The organism is Enterococcus sp. LJL120 (assembly GCF_054871765.1).
Genome location: NZ_JBTXLV010000004.1, coordinates 257,585 through 277,557 on the forward strand (window position 1 = coordinate 257,585; position 19,973 = coordinate 277,557).

Here is a 19,973-nt window from a genome sequence, read left to right on the forward strand (position 1 = left end):
AATTAATTTCTCCTCACTGTAACTTTTTTATCTTTTATTTTTAGAATAGCTTTTTTATTGAGCCACAATAACCATCGCTGGTCTTAACACGCGGTCATGTAATTTATAGCCCTTTTGCAAAACTTCAACAACCGTTTCGCTTGGAGCGTCATCATTGGCTGGAATCGTTTGGACAGCTTGATGTAAATTAGGATCAAAGGTTTCTCCCATTGCAGAAATTTCTTCGATGCCTTCTTCCTTCAAAGCAACTTGCAAACTTTCCAAAACCATCATAATGCCTTTTTTCAAACTGGCACCCTGTTCATCATCCACTTCAATTGCCAAAGCCCGCTCCAAATTATCTAGAGATGGCAAGACTTTTTTTGCTAAGTCTTGGGAACGATATTTTTGCATCGTTTCTCTTTCACTGCGATTGCGGTTGGTGATATTGGCGATTTCCGCCCGAGCTCTTAAAAACTTATCCTCCATATCAGAAAAATCAGCATTTAATTTTTCCAGCTCTGTTAAAACTTCGACTTCTTCGACTAATTCTTGATTGGCATCCGCTTCTTCAAGATTTTCAGGTTGCTCTTTTAATTCTTCGTCTTTTTCTGCCATCGTATAAACTTCCCTTCTATTCATTGGTTAACCGTCTAATTCCCGGTAGTAATCCTCCAAACGATCGGCAAGTTCTTGGCGGAACACATCCACTAAGCCGAACATTTTCGAATAAGGCATGCTCGTCGGTCCTAATAATGCAATCATGCCCCGACCGTGACCTTGAATATCATAGGTCGCTTGAATCAGACTTAGATTGTCTAATAAATTATTCCCGATTTCAGAACCAATTTTTATTGAAATCCCACCCTCTGCTGGTACAAAGAGCTGACTCAATTCATCCGAATCCTTCATAAATGAATAGGCTGATTTAAATTCTGTCAAATCTTGACTAGGATTAAAATCTAACAAATTCATTCGACCGCTCACGTAAACTTTTTCTTCAAAGGCTTGGCCTAGCATACTATTAAATAAACTGACCAATCCGTCCGTCGTTTGGAAATACTTGTGAAGAATCATCGGAATTTCTGTCCGCAACCGATGGTAAACTGTCAACAAAGGTTCGCCGACTAATTTATCATTGATAATTCGAACAATTTTTTCTAAATCCTCACCGGTAACTCCTTCAGGAATTTTGAAAATTTGGTTTTCGACATTGCCTTTGTCCGTCACAATCAAAGCAATGACTTGGCGATCATTTAAAGGGACAATCCGAAAACCGGTCAATTTCCTTTCCTTAACTTCAGGACCTAAAGAAAATGCCGTGTAGCTGGTCAATTGGGCTAGAACCTCAGCAGAGCCTTCAATGATTTCATTAATTTCGTGAAATTCCTTTTTAAAGGATTGACGAATTTTCAAGACATCATTGTTGGCAATTTGAGTCGGTTCCAACAAATAATCCACATAATAACGATAACCGGCTAAGGAAGGAATTCTTCCTGAAGATGAATGGGTCTTTTGTAATAACCCATGCTCCTCCAACGCCTTCATATCATTGCGAATTGTTGCAGAACTGGCTGAGATGCCCTCCTCCATCAACTTTTTCGAGCCGACGGGTAATCCAGTTTCGGTATAATTCTGAATGATGAGCCGTAAGATATTTTTTTGTCTGTCTGTTAACATCTCAATCACCTTCATCATTTGTTTTAGCACTCTTAACTATCAAGTGCTAACACAAGTATTAATATACCATATTCTCCAGAGAAGTCAAGGAAAACGATGCAAAAATTAGCACTTGTTTTATCCGAGTGCTAATTGCTTTTTTTCAGATAATTTCAATCATTGGAAAAGTTTCTTCTATATTAAGTCTAAATAAAGTATGGTACTATTTACAAAGAAATTGAACCACGAGGAGTCCAAACGATGGAAACAAAAAAAATTTTACAACCGGTCTCAGCCTATTTACACATTCCTTTTTGCGAGCATATTTGCTATTACTGTGACTTTAATAAAGTTTTTCTAGAAGGTCAGCCGGTTGATGAATATATTGAAGCATTACTAAAAGAAATTCAATTGACGAAAGAGCGTTTCCCAGTTGAAGAAATGGCTACTCTCTATATTGGTGGTGGAACGCCTACCTCCCTCTCTGCAAAACAATTGGATCGCTTATTAGCCGGCGTGAGGGAGCTGCTGCCCTTCAATGATCAAAATGAATTTACCGTTGAAGCTAATCCCGGTGATTTAACTCAAGAAAAATTACAGGTAATGAAAAATTACGGAGTAAACCGTTTATCAATGGGCGTACAAACCTTTGATGATAAATTACTGAAAAAAATTGGTCGCAAACACACCGCTGCCGATGTCTATGAAACGATGGCCTTTTTAGAAAAGGAAAATTTTGAAAATGTTAGCATCGATTTGATTTATGCGCTGCCGGGACAAACCTTGGCAAGCTTTCGTGATACCTTACAGCGGGCAATTGAATTGGATTTGCCCCATTACTCGTTGTATTCTTTAATTTTAGAAAATAAAACCATGTTTATGAATTGGGTGCGGCAAGGTCGGTTGGAATTACCAGATCAAGATATTGAAAGCCAGATGTTTGCTGAAACCATTGAACTGATGGCAACTGGCAATCGGCAACAATACGAGGTCAGTAATTTTGCAATTCCCGGCAAGGAAAGCCAACATAACTTAGTTTATTGGAACAACGAACATTATTTCGGTCTGGGGGCAGGTGCTAGTGGTTATCTCGGCAATATCCGCTATAAAAATCATGGCCCAATTCAGCATTATTTAGCGCCTTTACGAGACAATCAGCTACCGATTCGTGAAGAAGAAAAATTGAGCCGCAATAACCAGATGGAAGAAGAAATGTTTTTAGGGTTGCGAAAACGCCAAGGCATTTCGCCTGCTCATTTTGCTGAAAAATTTCAAGTGTCATTAGATTCAGTTTATGGACTGGTCATTGAAGAATTAATTCAAGAAAATTTATTAGTGCAACAAGAAGATTATCTGGCTCTAACAGAGGAAGGCTTATTTTTGGGAAATGATGTCTTTGAGCGGTTCCTGTTAGACGATTAAATACAATCAAAACAATTGACTTATAGCCCACTCTAAGTTTTATACTTAATTTGTAACTAAAATTGAAAGTAGGGATTTATATGACAGTCTTAACAGAAAATTTTCGTTTAGCCAATGGAAACCTAATTCCGAAACTGGCTTTAGGCACTTGGCAATCCAGTGTAGCGGAAGCCTATGAAGCTTCCAAAATTGCCTTAGCAAACGGTTATCGCCACATTGATACAGCGGCGGCTTACCACAATGAAGACGCAGTCGGTAAAGCGGTAAGGGAATCTGGTTTACCAAGGGAAGAAGTTTACATCACTACTAAAGTACCAGCTGAATTAAAAACCTATCAAGAAGCTGTGAAAAGCATTGATAATTCTTTAAAGGAATTGGACCTTGGTTATATTGACTTGATTTTGATTCATGCCCCTCGCCCCTGGTCTTTGATGCGGGACAGTGGCGGCAATGATTTTAAAAAAGAAAATTTAGAGGTCTGGCGGGCTTTAGAAGAAGCTTACACAGATGGCAAAGTCAAAGCAATCGGCGTTTCCAACTTTAGCATTGATGATTTGCAAAATATTTTTGACCACGGTACGATGAAGCCAATGGCCAATCAATTTATCTATCATATTGGTCGAACTGATGACCAACTGGTTGCTTTTTGCCAAGACAATGATGTCCTAGTTGAAGGCTACTCACCGATTGGCACTGGCCGTTTATTGGGCAATACCGAATTACAAGCTATTGCTGATAAGTATGACAAGAGTATTCCTCAGTTAGCGATCCGTTACCTACTGGAAAAAAATATCTTACCATTACCAAAATCAGTCCACGAAAAATATATTATCGACAATGCCAAAGTCGATTTTGAAATCACCCCTGAGGATATGGCAACATTAGATAATTTTTAAAAAAAGGTTACAACATAATTAGTTTGACAAAAATTTTTCGACTTCCCTTGTAGATTTGCGGTTAGCAATTCTTTACCGCAAATTTACAAGCGAAGCAGCCTTGACTGGACTGCTTCGAAAAATTCTTGCTTACTTTATGTTGTAACCTTTTTTATGCGTTAACAATTTGTTCTTGTACGTATGTGCTATATAGGGGATGGCTGACTATTAATTCTGCATGAGTGCCATGTCCCGTGACTTGGCCTTTTTCAATGAAATAGATTTGGTCAGCATCCACAATGGTAGACAAGCGATGGGCAATTACTAAAGTGGTGCGCCCCTCCATCAAGGAATCTAATGCGCGTTGAACTTTTTCTTCAGACTGAGAATCTAAACTGGCAGTCGCTTCATCCAACATCAATATTTTGGGATTTCGCAAAAAGGCTCGGGCGATGGCAATCCGTTGTTTTTGACCACCAGATAATTTGACGCCTCGTTCGCCAATTTCTGTTTCCAATTGGTCAGGAAAATCTTTGACAAATTGATCGGCATAGGCTAGCTCTAGGCCCCGCCATAATTCCTCTTCTGGCAATTCCTTGTCTAAGCCATATTGTAAATTATCGCGAATACTGCCGGCAAAAACCGCACTGTCTTGAGAAACATAACCAATTTGCGAGCGCCAATCCGCTAAGTCAAGGGCTGCCACATTTTCATCACCGATTAAAATTGCCCCACTGGTGGGTTGATAAAAACGTTCCAATAAAGCAAAAATCGTCGACTTACCGCCGCCACTCGGTCCTGCAAAAGCCACCACGGTATTGGGCTTGGCTTCAAAGGAAATATTTTCTAAAACCGGATGCAGTGCATCATACGAAAAGGATAACTCTCTGACTTGCAATTTTTGACCAACCACATCAAAATCTTCACCCGCACCGACTGGTTCTAACGGCGTGTGTAAAATTTGTTCAATTCTTTGCGTGGCCCCCATAGCTTTTTGCAATTGCGAAAAGAATAAGGCAAAACTAGTGGCTGACGCAATAATATTAAAAAGATACAGTAAAAATGCCACCAGTTCACCACTGGTTAAAGTGCCGGCCTGTACTCTGACCGCTCCATAACCAAGAATTCCGACAAACAGCCCCAACATCACAGTCATCATAATCGGTTGCAAAACGGCTTCTATCTTGGCATCTTTAATCCCTAATTTAAAAATTTTATCAATAAAACGACGACCGCTATGTTCTTCATAGGTTTCGCCATTACTGGATTTAATTAGACGAATTTCCGATAATTTTTCACTGGCCTCGCCATTAAACTCAGCTGTGGCTGCTTGTAATTGCCGGCCGATTTTTGACATCATCCGGCCAATAGGCAACATAATTAAGGCGATTAGCGGAACTGCGGTAAAAATTAAAGCCGCCATTTTCCAATCCATCCAGACTAAAATAATTAACGAGCCCACCAATTGAATGCCACCAGTGATAAAACTGGGAAATTGAGAGGTCACTAAATCTTTGATAACGGAAGTGTCATTAACTAAGCGAGAGCTACTCTCACCGGATTTATTTTCATCGAAATAACCTACGGGTAAGTGCAACAGGTGGTCCCACAAATTTTCCCGCAATTTTTTGACGGATTCTTCCCCGACATAACGGAGGAAAAAGCCTCCCAAAGTCCCAAAGCCTAACTGAGCAACAAAGGCCAGCAAAAGTGTCACCAGCATTTTCGTATCAATTCTGGTTAAGACACTGGTATCGACCAAACCCTTTGTTAGCTGGGGTACGATTAGACTGGCACCGGAAGTTACCAAACTCAAGAGCATCCCCAGCAGAAATAAAGATTTTCGTGGGTTGACACTGTTAATAAATTTTAAAAAATCACCAATTTTAATGACTTTTTCCTTTGGCATTTCTTCATTTACGACGGTTCCTCTGTCTGCCATTTTACTTATCCTCCTAGTCAGTCAAGCGGATCGCCGCTTGATTTGAAACTGCACATTAAAGCCTAAAAATAATTTTTTAATCGTGAGATATTCATACCAAAATGAATTTTGAATCAGCTGATAGACTGCCTAATTTCAATCATCGAAGTAATTTCCGTTACAACAATTAGTTAGTCTTAAACTAATCTCCAATAGCCGAAAAAAAATTTTAAGGATTCAATCACAGTTTTAGTTAAAATTTTTAAAAATCTTGCCACTCGTCTTCGGAATCTTTTTCCGCAGGTTTCTTTTTATCAGACGAATCGGCATATTCTTGCCAATCTTCCGGGTTGCCCCAGAAATTACCTGGAAATTGACGACCAAAGTTACGGCCAAAGTCTTTCATTTCCCGACGATGCTGGAAGGCCTGTTGCTTCATCTCACGGCGCATGTTTTTCCGTAATTTTCGAAATTCCTCTGGGCTCAGCTGGTCCCAATCTTGTCCCCACTGATCTTCAAACTGCTGACGGAAGTTTTGCATCACCTGCAAACGATCCAGTGGGTCCATAAAACGAGGTGCCTCCCTTTGAAATTTTTCCTCCCAGCCTTCTGGAATTTTTTCCAGCAGCTCTTGTAATTCCAACTGTTCCGCTTCGTTCAAGCCTTTGAAAAAGGCTTCACTACGATTTTGTCCATAGGTCAAGGCGGTTGCTTTTTTGCGACCCGCCTCAGATAAATAGACCCGCTTGATTCGCTTATCCTGCTTATCTTCTTGGCGGTAAATATCGCCGACGGTTTCCATTTTCTTTAAGACCTCAGCTAAAGAACTCGGACGAATATCTAAAATCTCGGCTAACTGGCTTTGAACTAAGCCAGCTTCTTCGGATAGTATCTGCAGCACCCGTTTTTGTCCAGAAAGATTTTCATCCTTTAGACTGACAAATTGATTACTGGCTAAGCCAACAAAGCGCAGCTGTTTCATTAGTTGATCGGTTAATTTACTCATTAAAAATTCCTTCTTTCAATTTAAATAAGTTCGGTACCTAACTTAAATCTAAAATGATTATAGTTAGGTGCCGAACTTTTGTCAAGAATTTTCTTTTGGCCTTTTTCGTACAAGATAAAAACTGTAGCCGACTAAAGTAAAAGCTGTGATAGCTTCGCTTGCTTTATGAAGCCAAGGCTTTTGATAGCTGACTTGCAGCTGATATTGCCCAGCTGGTAAATCAAAGCTAATTGTTTTGCCGTCAGAGACAACCGTCTTGACCTTCTGCTGATGCTGGTCAATAACTACTAAGCCGCTGTAGGCAATCACCGGTGTAACCACCCGATTTTCAGAAGCAGTTAAAGTTAAATCTAATTCAATTCCGCTGGCGTTCCCTTGATAATCCATTACGGTTTCCCGCTGATTAATAAAACCAACTTTATTTAAAATATTCTTTTTTTCGGTTTGATTTAAGCCCTTCGGCAGATAATCACGATTTTGATATTCTTGATAATGCTGCGACTCCTCGACTTGCTTTTGTGACAGCATTAAATTAGCCGGATCGCGAATTTGAATCAAATTTTCGACACTGACAATCGCCAGCACCGCTAAAAGCGTCGCCAGTAAAACTGGCAGGCGCCGTTTTGCTGAGTGTCGTTTTACTAGCCAATCTGACAATAGAACCGCTCCTAAATAATAACTAAAAATTCCTAAAAACGGCATCAGGCGAAACGGAAACTGCATTAAAATCATTGGCGTATTTTGAAAAAACTGCCACGGAAATAAGGTCGTCAAACTGATGAGGAAAACTAGCGACCAACCAAAACAGTTTTTAAGAAAACTGGATTGCCGCAAAATATTTGTCGGGCTCCTGAAATAACTCCACAGGCAACCGCCTAAAATCACGGAAATTACTAAACCAAAACTCATATAACCAAGATAATTATCCAAAGAATTGGCTAGAATCGTCCACAAATTATAGGCCTGCTGCTGCAAATCATAAGTTTTAACGGAATTAATTCCAATGGTCAGCATTTGATAAACCATCGGAACTAGACTGGCTAAAGATAATAATCCCGCCAGCAATGCCACTTGGATAAAGTTGCTGATGATTTTTTTATTAACTTGTTTTTTACATCCGTAAAAAATTAACATCAAGCCTAAGACTAACGAAACCAAAATTAACGAAAGGATGTGAGTATATGCCAAGAGCGCCATCCCTAGCACGAGCCAATGTTTTTTACGACCGTTATCTTTTAAAATACTATAAAAACCAGCAAAGATCAGCGGATAAAAACTAAGCGCCACAAATTCACCCAGCGCCATCCTTTCATAAAAACAAATCAAACGATAATGGGAAAAACCATATAGCAATGAGAATATATAGGGGACAAAAAGTCTAGCCTGCCGATTTAAATTGGGTAATGCCTGCTTGGTCAAATAGCAGGCGGTGTAATAGGCGATTAAAAAAGTGATAAAAGTCAAAAGAATGACATACAGGTACAGCCCCGTGACAACTGAATAAAATAAGGCTGATAAAATTGCAATCGGTACAACTGAAGTCAGCGGTGGGTAAAAAAGATTCACACCATAAAAAATCTGACTATGACCAAAAACCGCCACTTCCTGCTGCCAGCCATTCGCTTTTAATTGCTCCAGCAAACTAAAAATCCGCCCGAAATGAAAAGCGTAGTCATCCCCCCGCAAAATAACCAGTTGAAGATGCTGCCAGTCAAAAGCCGGCAAAACATACAACACTGAAAAAATAAAAAAAACTAAGAAAATTTTTCGCCGTCCCTTTTGCATTTGCCCACCTCTTTTTACCAAGTTCTGGAATACTACAGCTTAACTGATAGTCCACTATTAGTCTAACAAGGGACGTTAAATAAAAAGATGGGTAAATGTAAACAATTGGTAAACTATTTTCCGAAAAAAAGAAGCCGACTGATAGCCGGCTTCTAATAGTTTAGGAAATCTACTGGCGTCATAAAACTGCCAGTGTCTGTAAAATGATTTTTGTTTACAGATGACTCTCCGATTTTGTTTTTGTATCTTGTTGCGGAATTTTTAATCTAGTCTTGATAAATTTCTTTTGCCAAATTGAAGGCAGACCAGGCTTTAGGCCAGCCAGTGTAAAAGGCTAAATGGGTAATCAATTCGACGATTTCTTCTTTGGTTACACCATTTTTCTTCGCAATATTTAAATGGGCTTCTAATTGGGGGACACCTTGGGTCATCAAGCTAGCCACGGTAATTAAACTGCGGTCATGGGGGGACATTTGACTTTCCCTTGCCCAAACTTCACCAAATAGTACATCGTCGTTTAATGCTGCAAATTGCGGTGCGAATTCACCTAAATTATCTCTACCTGCTGTTTGTTTTTCCATAATCAATCATCCTCTCTTAATTGAACTATCTGCTTAAAGTGCGTCGTAAATTTGATCCGTAACTGGTTCTAACCATTCTGCTTGACCAGCAGTAATAGCCAAGTGTTCAAACCAGCTATCCTTAGCGGCACCATGCCAATGTTTAACCCCATCATGGGTAACGACAACATCCCCCGGCACTAATTTTCTCGCCGGCTGGCCATCTTCTTGGTACCAGCCTTCGCCACCAGTCACTAATAAAATTTGAAAACCATTTTTATGAATATGCCAATTATTGCGGCAGCCGGGTTCAAACGTAACATTGCCGACGCCGACACTGACATTGGGATCTGTAACTAAATTATTTAAATAACTTTGGCCAATAAAATATTGGGCGTAAGCATCGTTGGGTTCTCCTGCTGAAAAAATAATACCGTCTTTGACTTCTTCGTTTTTCATTACTATAACCTCCGAAATTTTTTTATTTCTTAAAACAATCTGAATGGTACTGATGGAGCCAATTGGCAATTGCCCGATCTGAGCGACTGACGTTACTGCCGCGAATGGCGAGACCGGTTTTGATTTGACTGGCGGCAAGCAATTGCTGCAGATTTTCAATGCTGGCACCTAAACCACTGCCCTCATGAGTGGCAAAGGGATAAATAATCTGATTAGCGGAAACCATTTTTTCTAAAAAAGTCGTCACCACCATCGGAAAGGTGCCCCACCAAATGGGGTAACCGAGAAAAATTTCCTGATGCTCGGCCAAATCAATCGGCAAAGGTTGAAATGCCGGCCGTAAATTTTGCTTCTTTTCGGCTTCAGCGATTGTAGTTGTCGCTGAATAACTTTCAGGATACAGCTTAACCGGTTTTAATTCGGCAATTTCGGCTGACAATTGCTGGCTAATCTTTTCGGCCAATTCAGCTGTCTGGCCGCTCTTAGAAAAATAAATGACCACACTCATGACAACATCACCTCCATTTCCCACTGTCCTTGCTACTCCTTTATGATAATCTCCTATCTTCATTTGGTCTAATACTTCATAAAAAAAGAACTATGCTTTGAAAGCATAGTTCATCCGTTGAATAAATTCTTTGACGACTGGTGCCTGCACCTTATGCTTGCGCCAGACGAAGACACATTCCGTTTCAATTTTTGGTGACAAGGGAATAAATTTCACCTCATTGGAATGGTGATAGCTAGTGGCACCTTTAATCACCAACGCAGAGGCCACTCGATTTTCAACCAGGGCAATCACATTAAAAATTAGATTATAGACACCTTTAATGTTCAATTGATCAATCTTAGTATGTGCCCAATTGGCTAACATTTCCTGAACTTCACTGCGGCGGCTGACTAACAGCGGCACTCCAATTAAATCTTCTGGGGTAATTGTCTCTTTGCTAGCTAAAAAACTTGTCCCTTCCACCAATAGCCCCCAAACTTCTTTTCTAGGCAGAGGGGTGCTGTGATATTTTTCCGTTGCAACCGGGTTGATTAAGATGGCGACATCCAGTAAACCCAAATCCAACTTCTCGATAATTTCTTCACTGGTACTGCTAAAGATTTCAAAGCTGACTTGCGGATAATCTTCCACAAATTCCTCCAGCATCAACGCCAAGGTATCGGAGTTATCCGCCTCAACACAGCCAATGGAAATTTTACCACTAAAGAGGGTTTGCCGTTGGTCCAAAAATTCCTGTTGCGTTTTATCCGCCAACTGGATTATTTCTTGGGCCCGTTCCCGTAAAAAAATCCCCGCCTCAGTCAGTACAAGCTGCTTATGCTCCCTTTGAAACAATTCAACACCTAATTCCTCTTCCAGCTCTTTTAGTTGGCGGCTTAAGGTCGGTTGGGTAATATTTAAATTTTTAGCCGCTTTAGAGATATTCCCCTGCTCAGCAATGGCTAAAAAATACCGATAACTTCTCAACTCCATTATACTTTACCTGCTATTCTTTATTTTTTCTTGGGGAGGTTAACTTCTTGGCAACTTGCCATAATAATTGCCGCACCTCTGGCGAAGTTTTTTCTACTCCGTTACCATATAATGCTGCTTCGTATGCTTCTGTTACAACGGCAAAGTCTGTTAATTGCGTTTCTTTAGCAAAACGCTGTGCATAAGCTATTAACGTTTCCGAAGGCTCACGAGGAACTTTTTTTTCAGCCTTTTTCAAAATTAATGGATACCCTTCAAGCAGCGCCTGCGGTTTACTCAAAACAAAACGCAGTCGAATTAGCAGCCAATTAACACTGATAATCAAGGCTGCAAGTGACGCCAAAAGTAAAGCCGCTACCAGATAAACCAAATCAGTATAATTTCTTTGGCTTGCCGCTGCTGTCTCTTCCGTTGACTCTTCTGAACTAACTTGACTACTTGTTGTCGAAGTTGTTGCTTGCGTGCTACTAGAACTAGCTGAAGGCGTTGCTTCAGCAGAACTTTCTGGTGTCTCTGCTTCTTCTGTTATTGTTGGCCGATCGGGATTACTAAAACTCGGCGTCGGTTCAAAAGGCAGCCAACCGAAACCGGAAAAATAAACCTCCACCCAGGAATGGGCATTATTATTGGTTACTGTATAAAGATATTCTTCACCATCACGACTGCGGCTGCCGGGCGCAAAGCCCTTGGTCCAACGGGCGGGAATCCCCAATGTCCGCAGCATTACAACCATCGAACTGGAAAAATTATCACAGTAGCCCACCTGTGTTTCAAAAAGAAATTGGTCGACATAATCCTGACCTTCTTCAATGACTGCCGCATCGACCTTTGAATAGCGGAAGGTGGAGGAATTTTTTAAATAATCCTCCACAGCCAGCACTTGATTGTATAAACCGTAGACATCAGTTGTCACTTGAGTGGCTAACTCGCCAACACGACTCGGCAAATTTTCCGGCAACTGCAGATAATCAACTGCAGTATCTGTTGGCGTTTGAACATAAACGTTTTCTAAATCACTGGCATCATAAGAAAAATCCTGCCAGTTGATTGTTGCGGCAATCGGTGCTGCTAAATTTTGAACATCCACCCGCCGAATTTCTTCTTGAACATAGGCCGCCGCCCCTGGATTGGATATCGCAATAGTATTGGCACCATAGGGTAGAGCAAGATAACTGGCTTGGCTTGTATACGAAAGCTCGATTGTTTGCGCTTCAGCGTATGTCCGCTGATAATCATAATCGATTACCGATAAATTGGTGGGATCAACATATGTCGCATTTTCAGCCTCGGTGGCAAACCAACCGGCTCCCGAGTAAAAATCTTTGCTTTCAACCCGCCAATAATGACTGCTAGCTTGGCGAGCTGTAAAAATTTCTGCATTGTCATCTAATAACGGTCCCCCCAGTGAGCTATCGTCTTCACTAAAGCCCATGCGGGAGACACTGGCAGTTCCTTGACTGCCGACAAAATCATAAAAGCCCGTAGCATTCAGCTGCGTCCGAAAATTTGCAGTCGTCAGCATTAATGAATTGCGGATGCCCGTTGAAGGCAGGTACTCAGCAACTAAAAAGATAACTAAAGTTAGACCAATGCCAGTCAACAGCAGCGTTAATTTGTATTTTCCTTGCCAATAATTATTCTTTAAAAAAACGGAAAGAATGCCACAGCTAGCAATAATCAAAGCCTGAAGTGTAAAATTCAAGCCGGGATGATAGAGACTGGTCATTAAAAGATACCCAATCATCAGACTGTAGCCAAAGAAAAAGATTTTAAAATGAATGAACAATACTAAAAGCAAAATAGAAAGCAATAACAATAAAAGCATCGCTAAAATTTCACCAATGTAAGCTCCAGAGTTTATCAGCTGTTCAACGCCTTGGTCAAGGCCATCTTTAAAACGAATCAGCCAAGTAATGCCAAGGGGCAGATTGTAGGGAAAAAAATGATGATAGCCAAAAAAAAGGGCTGCCAGTACCAGTAAAGATTTCAACCAGACTTTATTCAACAGCAATAGCATAGCGGCAACAACTGCAAAAAAAGTAAAAGCAAAAAAATTATCTGATAAGGAATAAGCCTGCAAAAAAACCGTGAAGGCAGTAGCGACACTTAAATAGGCTAAAAAAGCCAAGAGGCCATCTGCTTTTAGTTTTTCGCCGTTGACAAAGATGGAACGGGATTTAACCACGGGCCTCGCCCCCTTTTTCTGGTAATTCTGCTGCGGTCAGTTGTTGAATTTGCTTAATATCTAAAACTTGGATTTTTTTTCGCCGTTGATTCTCCTGAAGAAACGCATTTAATTCAGGCGTCTGAACCGACGTGATGATTAAGACCTGGCTACCTTTAAATTTGGGCAGCGCAGGTGTTTCAGTGAAGGGCTTGATAGTCGCAAATGTTTCCGTCTCAATTAAGGTACCAGTTTTTAGTTGCTGACCGACGATAATCTGGTAGAAATTGGTATTTTGCGCTAATAATTTTTGCAACGAATAATACCAGCTGAGGCTTTCTTCAAAGTCAGCCGCTGCTTGGCCCCAAAAAACTAAGACCACCTCACTGGGTCGCTCCATTTCCTGTTCCCGATAAATCAGGGTCCGTTCTTTACTGGAAAGCTTCCAATCAATATTTTTTAAAGGATCTCCAGGACGATAATCCCGATAGCTTTTAATGGAAAAATTATTCTCGCCAATCAGACTTAGCTTCTGGCTGGTTTTAAAATTGCGTAATAATAAGTACGCCTCTGCTTTGACCTCCGGCAGTACAATCAACTCTTGCTTCATTTGAATATGTCGTGTTTTACTGAACAATTCAACTAAATCAGTCGCCGTTACTTTCACGGGTAGCTCATGATAGACTCCCCGTTCTTTCGCTTGAATGGTGACTTCAAGCTGTTGTCTTTTGCCTCGATAGCCGATTATCCGCCAGGTTTGATCACTCCACTCAGGAAAATTGATAAACAATTTTCCAAAAGGTAGCAAACGACTGCCCGTCTTTTCGATAAGCACTTCCATTTTTAAAGGCCGAAGTCGGTAACTGTAAACTGAATCATGGCTAGTCAAAGTAATTTTTCTGAGTAAGGGTAAAATCGTCAAAAGATTAATCAGAAACAATAGCCCAAAGAAAAAGAGCAGGCTCCAGCCGATTTGAGTATTGAAGGCGGCTGCGTAAAAAATCAAAAAAACAAAAAGCAGCAGCGTCAAAATCAGTTTGAAGAAAAACCTGAGCCACTTCATACTAGCGCCTCACTGGAACGGCTGTCTGCTGTAAAATTTGCTCCATCACCTCAGCATTTTTTTCAGAGCTGGCGGCTAGCCCGCCTTTTAATAATAGCCGATGACCGAAGACCGCTGGCATAATTTTTTGCAAGTCTGCTGGTGTCACAAACATTCTACTTTGGGTCAGGGCAAAGGCTTTGGCACCTTGAATAAAAGCAATCGCCCCACGGGGACTTATCCCAAGTTCCACTGCATTGTGGCGCCGACTATTGCGAACTAAATCAAGAGCATAACGGGCAACTTGCTCATCAATATAGACTTGCTTAACGGTTTCTTTTAATTGTGACAACGCTCGATTAGATAAAATCGGGCGGATATCATCGACAGACTGCTGCTTTTCCCCTAACAATAGCTGCAGCTCGTTCTCATAATCAGGATAGCCAATATGTAAACGAAATAAAAATCGATCCAATTGCGCTTCTGGCAAAGGGAAGGTGCCTTCATATTCAATTGGATTTTGCGTTGCTAAAACAAAAAAGTGGGGACTTAACGGATAGGTTTGATTGTCAATTGTGACATGGCCTTCAGACATGGCTTCTAAGAGAGCCGCCTGTGTCCGAGGAGTGGTGCGGTTGATTTCATCGGCTAATAAAATCGAAGTAAAAATGGCGCCTTTACGAAATTCAAACTGATGGGTTTCTGAATTAAAAATCGAAACCCCTAAAATATCATTCGGCAATAAATCCGGAGTAAACTGAATTCTGGCATAATCGCTTTCAACGGCCTTGGCCAACGCCTTCACCAACTGCGTTTTCCCAACACCAGGTATATCTTCAAATAGTACATGGCCGCCAGCTAGTAAAGCCGCTACCGTCATTTGAATAATTTCCCGCTTGCCAAAGACCACCTTCTCTACTTCGTTCATCAATTGTTGAATTTTATCAAAAATCTGTTCATCCATTTGATTGCCCCCTATTTTCCCAGAATTAGTTCTTCTCTTCTATTTTACTTGATGAACCTCACTCTAAGTCAACTAATAAACTAAAAATCGACGATAATTTTTTATTAAATTAGCGATAACGGCTTAATTTTAGAAAAACTTAAGGCAGCTTCATAGAAAAAACCAGGCGGACCATTATTTTCTTCATGGAAGTTCTGTATTATTTTTTTAAGCTACAAACCAATTTAGCGAGGAGGAATGCAAATGATTACCGCCCTTCAATGTCACAGCCCCACAGTCAAGAATTTTTTGCCGCTATTGCTTTAAGAAAGCAACTCCTCCACCAGCCGATAAACTTTTATCGGGAAGCCAAGTATCAGACCTTTGCCCTTGTAGAAGAGCAAAAAGTGATTGCAGCGGTGACACTTCAGCTTTATGCCGGTAATTTTGTCCATATCCGCCAAGTGGTTTTTCTGCCGGATTATCAAAATGCGGCAAACGAGCGCCTGTTGAAAAATTTTATTTACAGCTATTTTCAAAGCCATCCAGGCAGCATTAGCGTCAAAACTTTAGCTAAGATAAATTAAAAATAATAACAAAGGACAAACAAACGGCTAGACAAATAAGCTGCCTAGCCGTTTGCATGATTCTATTGAATTTATACTACCAATAACTTATTGACAGAAAGCTCATAAGTTAACTTTGCTAGAGTGCTTATGTCATAATTTTCATTACGAATAAAAATTATCTTCTAGCAAGTGTCAAAGTATTTTGAAAAATTGTTTGCCAGAGTTTTTTTAATTAACGCAAGATATCAATCAAATCTTTGCGAGCCGCTTCTGACGCCGGCATTACAGAGAAAATTAAACCGATGGCACTGGAGACGCCCACTGCTAAAGTGACGGTAAATAAATCGACCGAAACCGAAACTCCCACCAATGAGCCGATTAAATATGCTAAAAGAATTCCGATAATATAACCGATAATCCCGCCGACTAAGGTTAGCGACATCCCCTCCAGTAAAAATTGCATCCGGATGGATTTTTTGGTGGCCCCTAAAGCCCGGCGAATCCCAATTTCTTTGGTCCGTTCTGAGACGGAAATATACATCATATTCATAACCCCGACACCGGCGATAAACAGAGAAATACCAGCGACAGCAGAAATAAATAATGTGATTGTGCCCAAGACTTGGCCAACGCCATCGGTCAACAAGGCGGTGTCAAAAACTTGATAGTCGCCGTATTGTCGCATCGTGCCGCTGTCTTCCAAACGCTTGATAACATCTGTCGTGACAGTCCCCGGAGTTGCTCCATCTTCTAAGATGACATTTACCGCATAAGCATCAGTATTTTCTGGAAAATAATACAAATAGCTGCTTTGGGGAATTTCTAAATTGGTTTCCATCATTGAAAACATGCTTTCAGTTTCCGCCGCTTGAAAGACTCCGACAATTGTAAAGACTTGCCCGTTAATCGTAACTCCACCGTTGACGGCATTTTCAGCACTGCCGTATAAATCCTCAGCCGTTTGCGAATCAACAACCAACACCTTATTGCGAATCTGATTATCTTCACTTGTTAAGCTGCGGCCAAATTCGACTGGCCGGCTGCTGTCCTCCGTTAAGGAAATCATTTTATACTGGCTTTCATTTTGAATCATTAAATTTTGTTGCATCATTGAATAATCCGGCTCAGGAAATTTTGCCGACGCGACCCCCTCCACACTATCAATCAAAGAGAGATCTTGGTCGTTAAAAAAGCTCAGATTACTGTTATAAATACTTTCATCCGTCGCAGTAAAATTGACTTGAATCGTCACCTGATCGGAATCATTGCCCTGCAGGCTGCGAATCGTGTCCCGTTCAAAGCCCCGACCAATTGCTAAAATAGCAATAACCGCTGCAATCCCGATAATAATTCCGAACATCGTCAAAATACTGCGTTTGCGATTTTTAAAAATCGCTTTGGTGGCAGTCCGCCAATTCACGTAAAATTTCATCGAATCAGCTCCTTATCCTCGATAATCGCACCATCACGAATGCTGATTAATCGATCGCAATAAGGTACCAGTTCCGGATCGTGGGTGACTAAAATAATGGTGGAACCTTCTTGTTTATTTAATTCTACAAATAAATTCATAATATCCGCTGAGGTGTGGGTATCTAAAGCCCCCGTCGGTTCATCGGCAATAATAAACTTCGGCTGATTAATCAGCGCCCGCGCAATTGCTACCCGCTGTTGTTGCCCACCAGAAAGTTGTTTGGGATGCTTGTCGGCTTTATTTTTTAAGCCGACTTTATCTAAAGCCGCCAAAACTTTTTCCTTTGTCTGATGCAATCCGTAACCATTGTATAAAAGCGGCAACTCGACATTTTCAAAAACGGTATTATTTTCAATTAAGCTAAAATTTTGGAAAACAAAGCCGACTGTCTGATTGCGAACTTTTGACAAAACATCATCAGAAGATGAGAGCAACGATTGCCCTTCAAACAAATACTCCCCTTCAAATTTCCGGTCAATAAAACCTAATAAATTAATTAGCGTCGATTTTCCGGAACCAGAAGGCCCCATAATCGCCATCATCTCACCGGCATTAACATGTAGATTAATATCTTTTAAAACGTGGAGCGTTTCCTCGTCGGTTTTATAATATTTATTTACATTGATCAAATCAATCATTTAATTCACCATCACTTCCAGACCATCCGTTAGCTGGTCATCTGGATTGGTGATAATTTCGGCGCCCTGCTCTAGTCCTTCCCGAACCACAGTCACACCGGATTGATCTTCTGCTGTGATGGCTGTTTTGACTGCCTGATCGTCTACAACTTGATAAGCAAATTGCATTTCTCCTTCTGTGACAACTGCTGAAGCGGGAATGCGTAATTCTTCTAACGGTAACGTCACTTGACAGCTGTAGCCATATTGTAAATCACTTTCTGGTTTCACAGTGAAAGTATAATTGGCTGTCGTCGTAGTTGTTCCCGTCGCTGCGGCTGCCGCTGCTGCATCAGGTAATAAATTAACTTGGGTAATTGTGCCATTAACCGATTGGTCGCTGCTGACAGCGCGAGCAGTCACTGTTCTGCCAACAACGATCCGATGATAATCATATTCTGATACGGTTGTCTTAATCACCGTTGCTTTGCTGACAACTTGAATCACAGGTACGGTGGCACTGATTTGACCTTCTTCATTGACAATCGCAATGCCGTCAATATCAGCAGTGACTTGTGTTGCTACACGACTGCGCAAATCTTCGACGTTACTGTTAGCATTGCTGACTTCTAAATTGGCAGCGTCAACTGCTTGTTGCGCTTGTTGAATAACATCATCTTGAGCGGTTATCGATTGCGTGTATTGATCAATCAAAGCCTGTTGTTCTTGGCGAGTCGCCTGGCCTTCAAGGGAATTCGCATCAGCCCCATTGAAACGATTGCGGGCTGTCGTTAAATCAGCCTGCAGCTCATTTTTTCGTGTTTGCGCACTCTGCAGACTAGCAGAAGCATTTGTTGCTTGTAAATTTAAAGTGCTTAATTGCTGTTCAGCCGTTTTTACTTGCTCTGCTACTTCGTCACTTTGATAAGAAAGGATTGGTGTTCCCGCGGCAACTTCTTGACCATTCGCCACTAAAATTTCACTGATCCGACCTTTCGTTGCATCTAAATAAACATCGCTAGTTTGCTCAGCCTCGACAGTTCCATTAAAGGTTAACGGGTCAGCCATTGTCACCTCGGCCGTAGTGTAACTTGGTAATGCTGAAGCTTCGTTATTTTGGGAAGCCAGAAAAGCCATCATTCCACCGACAAGTAATACAACAGCAGCCACTCCCCCCAAAACACCAAAAATTATTTTTTGCTTTTTCGAAAAACGGGGCTCTTTTTTGCGAGTTCCGCTAGTTTTAGTTAAAGAGTTCGCTGCTTTAGCCTTAGCTGCTAGTTCTGGCGCTTTCTCGTCAGCTTTAACCTCGGCCTTTGCCTCTGCTACAATTTCTGTTTTATCGGCGTCTGCTTTCAGTTCCTCATTTAATTCTTCTGCTGCGACAGCTACTACTAGTTCCTCTACAATTTTTTCAGCCTCCAGCTCAGCTCGAGAGATATCTGCTTCTAAAATTGCCCTTTTGACTTTGCGCAAATTTAATAAGGCCATCAAGGCAGGGACAATCACAAATAAAGACCCAATGACAACACCAATTGCTGAGAAAACACTCAACAGACTGCTGACCCCACTCAAGCTGGGATCTCCCAAATCAATTTGCGGAGTTAAAACCAATGTATAGATGACATTTACCACTACCAACACAAACTGCAAATAATATGGAATGGTATATGGCAGTTTTTCTTGATTTAAATTACGATTATTTTTAAACAGCAGCACAACCACTGCAATATCGATTAATAAAGTTATGATGGCATAAGCTTTCACCACAAGACTATCTTGAAAAGCAAATAATTGTTCACTGATTGCTATAGTTTCCTCCGGCAGATTGCTTATATCTGCCATTTGGGGATTTAAAGTTGTTGGTATATTGGCAATTCCCATAATTACACCAAGGCCAACAATAATCAACAGCACCATATTCCAAGTTTTAGTCTTCTTAAAAAATCTTTCTACCTTTTCTGAATGATTCATTTTTCTCCTCCAATAAACGCTTTTTCCAAACCCTCTCCTAT

The 19,973-nt window shown here is 40.9% G+C and carries 18 protein-coding genes; 3 read left to right on the forward strand and 15 right to left on the reverse strand.

Annotated features, from left to right (window positions below):
- Window positions 1–54 precede the first annotated feature (54 nt).
- Complete coding sequence (gene grpE / locus ACYSNU_RS08655; RefSeq protein ID WP_461736785.1) at window positions 55–597, reverse strand: nucleotide exchange factor GrpE; 543 nt, start codon at window positions 595–597, stop codon at window positions 55–57.
- A 27-nt stretch (window positions 598–624) separates the two neighbouring features.
- Complete coding sequence (gene hrcA / locus ACYSNU_RS08660; RefSeq protein WP_461736787.1) at window positions 625–1,659, reverse strand: heat-inducible transcriptional repressor HrcA; 1,035 nt, start codon at window positions 1,657–1,659, stop codon at window positions 625–627.
- 240 nt (window positions 1,660–1,899) lie between these two features.
- Here hrcA and hemW point away from each other — a divergent pair, with 240 nt between their 5' ends.
- Together hemW and ACYSNU_RS08670 are read left to right on the forward strand one after the other, a co-directional pair.
- Complete coding sequence (hemW, locus tag ACYSNU_RS08665) at window positions 1,900–3,060, forward strand: radical SAM family heme chaperone HemW (protein ID WP_461736788.1); 1,161 nt, start codon at window positions 1,900–1,902, stop codon at window positions 3,058–3,060.
- An 80-nt stretch (window positions 3,061–3,140) separates the two neighbouring features.
- Complete coding sequence (locus ACYSNU_RS08670; RefSeq protein ID WP_461736789.1) at window positions 3,141–3,956, forward strand: aldo/keto reductase family protein; 816 nt, start codon at window positions 3,141–3,143, stop codon at window positions 3,954–3,956.
- Between the two features lie 151 nt (window positions 3,957–4,107).
- On the opposite strand, the gene ACYSNU_RS08675 is transcribed toward ACYSNU_RS08670, so the two are convergent.
- From ACYSNU_RS08675 to ACYSNU_RS08720, 10 genes are all read right to left on the reverse strand, one after another.
- Window positions 4,108–5,844: an ABC transporter ATP-binding protein gene (locus tag ACYSNU_RS08675; RefSeq protein ID WP_461736922.1), complete on the reverse strand. Its 1,737-nt coding sequence runs from the start codon at window positions 5,842–5,844 to the stop codon at window positions 4,108–4,110.
- 274 nt (window positions 5,845–6,118) lie between these two features.
- A complete protein-coding gene (locus ACYSNU_RS08680) occupies window positions 6,119–6,862 on the reverse strand; it encodes a MarR family transcriptional regulator (RefSeq protein ID WP_461736791.1) in 744 nt (247 codons plus the stop codon).
- Between the two features lie 81 nt (window positions 6,863–6,943).
- Window positions 6,944–8,647, reverse strand: coding sequence for a hypothetical protein (locus tag ACYSNU_RS08685; protein WP_461736792.1), 1,704 nt, complete (start codon window positions 8,645–8,647; stop codon window positions 6,944–6,946).
- Between the two features lie 266 nt (window positions 8,648–8,913).
- Window positions 8,914–9,228 (reverse strand): carboxymuconolactone decarboxylase family protein, encoded by a 315-nt coding sequence (locus ACYSNU_RS08690; protein WP_265459184.1) that lies wholly within the window; start codon window positions 9,226–9,228, stop codon window positions 8,914–8,916.
- A 33-nt stretch (window positions 9,229–9,261) separates the two neighbouring features.
- Window positions 9,262–9,666: a cupin domain-containing protein gene (locus tag ACYSNU_RS08695; protein WP_461736794.1), complete on the reverse strand. Its 405-nt coding sequence runs from the start codon at window positions 9,664–9,666 to the stop codon at window positions 9,262–9,264.
- Between the two features lie 22 nt (window positions 9,667–9,688).
- Entirely contained in the window at window positions 9,689–10,198 is a 510-nt protein-coding gene (locus ACYSNU_RS08700; RefSeq protein WP_461736796.1) for a flavodoxin, read from the reverse strand.
- A gap of 66 nt (window positions 10,199–10,264) precedes the next feature.
- A complete protein-coding gene (locus ACYSNU_RS08705; RefSeq protein WP_461736797.1) occupies window positions 10,265–11,149 on the reverse strand; it encodes a LysR family transcriptional regulator in 885 nt (294 codons plus the stop codon).
- Between the two features lie 13 nt (window positions 11,150–11,162).
- On the reverse strand, window positions 11,163–13,334 hold the full coding sequence (locus tag ACYSNU_RS08710) for a DUF4129 domain-containing transglutaminase family protein (RefSeq protein ID WP_461736798.1): 2,172 nt from the start codon (window positions 13,332–13,334) through the stop codon (window positions 11,163–11,165).
- On the reverse strand, window positions 13,327–14,376 hold the full coding sequence (locus tag ACYSNU_RS08715; RefSeq protein ID WP_461736799.1) for a DUF58 domain-containing protein: 1,050 nt from the start codon (window positions 14,374–14,376) through the stop codon (window positions 13,327–13,329). Before ACYSNU_RS08715 ends, ACYSNU_RS08710 begins: the two co-directional genes overlap by 8 nt.
- 1 nt (window position 14,377) lies before the next feature.
- Window positions 14,378–15,319 carry an AAA family ATPase gene (locus ACYSNU_RS08720; RefSeq protein ID WP_461736800.1) on the reverse strand — a complete coding sequence of 314 codons (942 nt, stop codon included), beginning with the start codon at window positions 15,317–15,319 and terminating at the stop codon, window positions 14,378–14,380.
- Between the two features lie 185 nt (window positions 15,320–15,504).
- Between ACYSNU_RS08720 and ACYSNU_RS08725 the strand changes: the two genes are divergently transcribed.
- Entirely contained in the window at window positions 15,505–15,885 is a 381-nt protein-coding gene (locus ACYSNU_RS08725; RefSeq protein ID WP_461736802.1) for a hypothetical protein, read from the forward strand.
- 214 nt (window positions 15,886–16,099) lie between these two features.
- On the opposite strand, the gene ACYSNU_RS08730 is transcribed toward ACYSNU_RS08725, so the two are convergent.
- Genes ACYSNU_RS08730 through ACYSNU_RS08740 form a run of 3 tightly spaced genes read right to left on the reverse strand, consistent with a single transcriptional unit; the run spans window position 16,100 to window position 19,932 of the window.
- Window positions 16,100–17,299, reverse strand: a complete 1,200-nt coding sequence (locus ACYSNU_RS08730) for an ABC transporter permease (RefSeq protein WP_461736803.1) — start codon at window positions 17,297–17,299, stop codon at window positions 16,100–16,102.
- Window positions 17,296–17,979, reverse strand: coding sequence for an ABC transporter ATP-binding protein (locus ACYSNU_RS08735; protein ID WP_461736805.1), 684 nt, complete (start codon window positions 17,977–17,979; stop codon window positions 17,296–17,298). The genes ACYSNU_RS08730 and ACYSNU_RS08735 overlap by 4 nt, the downstream gene beginning before the upstream one ends.
- On the reverse strand, window positions 17,980–19,932 hold the full coding sequence (locus ACYSNU_RS08740) for an efflux RND transporter periplasmic adaptor subunit (protein WP_461736806.1): 1,953 nt from the start codon (window positions 19,930–19,932) through the stop codon (window positions 17,980–17,982).
- Window positions 19,933–19,973: the final 41 nt, after the last annotated feature.

Coding starts and splice junctions, on each gene's coding strand:
- ACYSNU_RS08730 (WP_461736803.1), bottom strand. CDS start 17,299: ATGAAATTTTACGTGAATTGGCGGACTGCCACCAAAGCGATTTTTAAA.
- hrcA (WP_461736787.1), bottom strand. CDS start 1,659: ATGTTAACAGACAGACAAAAAAATATCTTACGGCTCATCATTCAGAAT.
- ACYSNU_RS08670 (WP_461736789.1), top strand. CDS start 3,141: ATGACAGTCTTAACAGAAAATTTTCGTTTAGCCAATGGAAACCTAATT.
- ACYSNU_RS08740 (WP_461736806.1), bottom strand. CDS start 19,932: ATGAATCATTCAGAAAAGGTAGAAAGATTTTTTAAGAAGACTAAAACT.
- hemW (WP_461736788.1), top strand. CDS start 1,900: ATGGAAACAAAAAAAATTTTACAACCGGTCTCAGCCTATTTACACATT.
- ACYSNU_RS08720 (WP_461736800.1), bottom strand. CDS start 15,319: ATGGATGAACAGATTTTTGATAAAATTCAACAATTGATGAACGAAGTA.
- ACYSNU_RS08735 (WP_461736805.1), bottom strand. CDS start 17,979: ATGATTGATTTGATCAATGTAAATAAATATTATAAAACCGACGAGGAA.
- ACYSNU_RS08675 (WP_461736922.1), bottom strand. CDS start 5,844: ATGCCAAAGGAAAAAGTCATTAAAATTGGTGATTTTTTAAAATTTATT.
- ACYSNU_RS08680 (WP_461736791.1), bottom strand. CDS start 6,862: ATGAGTAAATTAACCGATCAACTAATGAAACAGCTGCGCTTTGTTGGC.
- ACYSNU_RS08725 (WP_461736802.1), top strand. CDS start 15,505: ATGGAAGTTCTGTATTATTTTTTTAAGCTACAAACCAATTTAGCGAGG.
- ACYSNU_RS08690 (WP_265459184.1), bottom strand. CDS start 9,228: ATGGAAAAACAAACAGCAGGTAGAGATAATTTAGGTGAATTCGCACCG.
- ACYSNU_RS08715 (WP_461736799.1), bottom strand. CDS start 14,376: ATGAAGTGGCTCAGGTTTTTCTTCAAACTGATTTTGACGCTGCTGCTT.
- ACYSNU_RS08705 (WP_461736797.1), bottom strand. CDS start 11,149: ATGGAGTTGAGAAGTTATCGGTATTTTTTAGCCATTGCTGAGCAGGGG.
- ACYSNU_RS08685 (WP_461736792.1), bottom strand. CDS start 8,647: ATGCAAAAGGGACGGCGAAAAATTTTCTTAGTTTTTTTTATTTTTTCA.
- ACYSNU_RS08695 (WP_461736794.1), bottom strand. CDS start 9,666: ATGAAAAACGAAGAAGTCAAAGACGGTATTATTTTTTCAGCAGGAGAA.
- grpE (WP_461736785.1), bottom strand. CDS start 597: ATGGCAGAAAAAGACGAAGAATTAAAAGAGCAACCTGAAAATCTTGAA.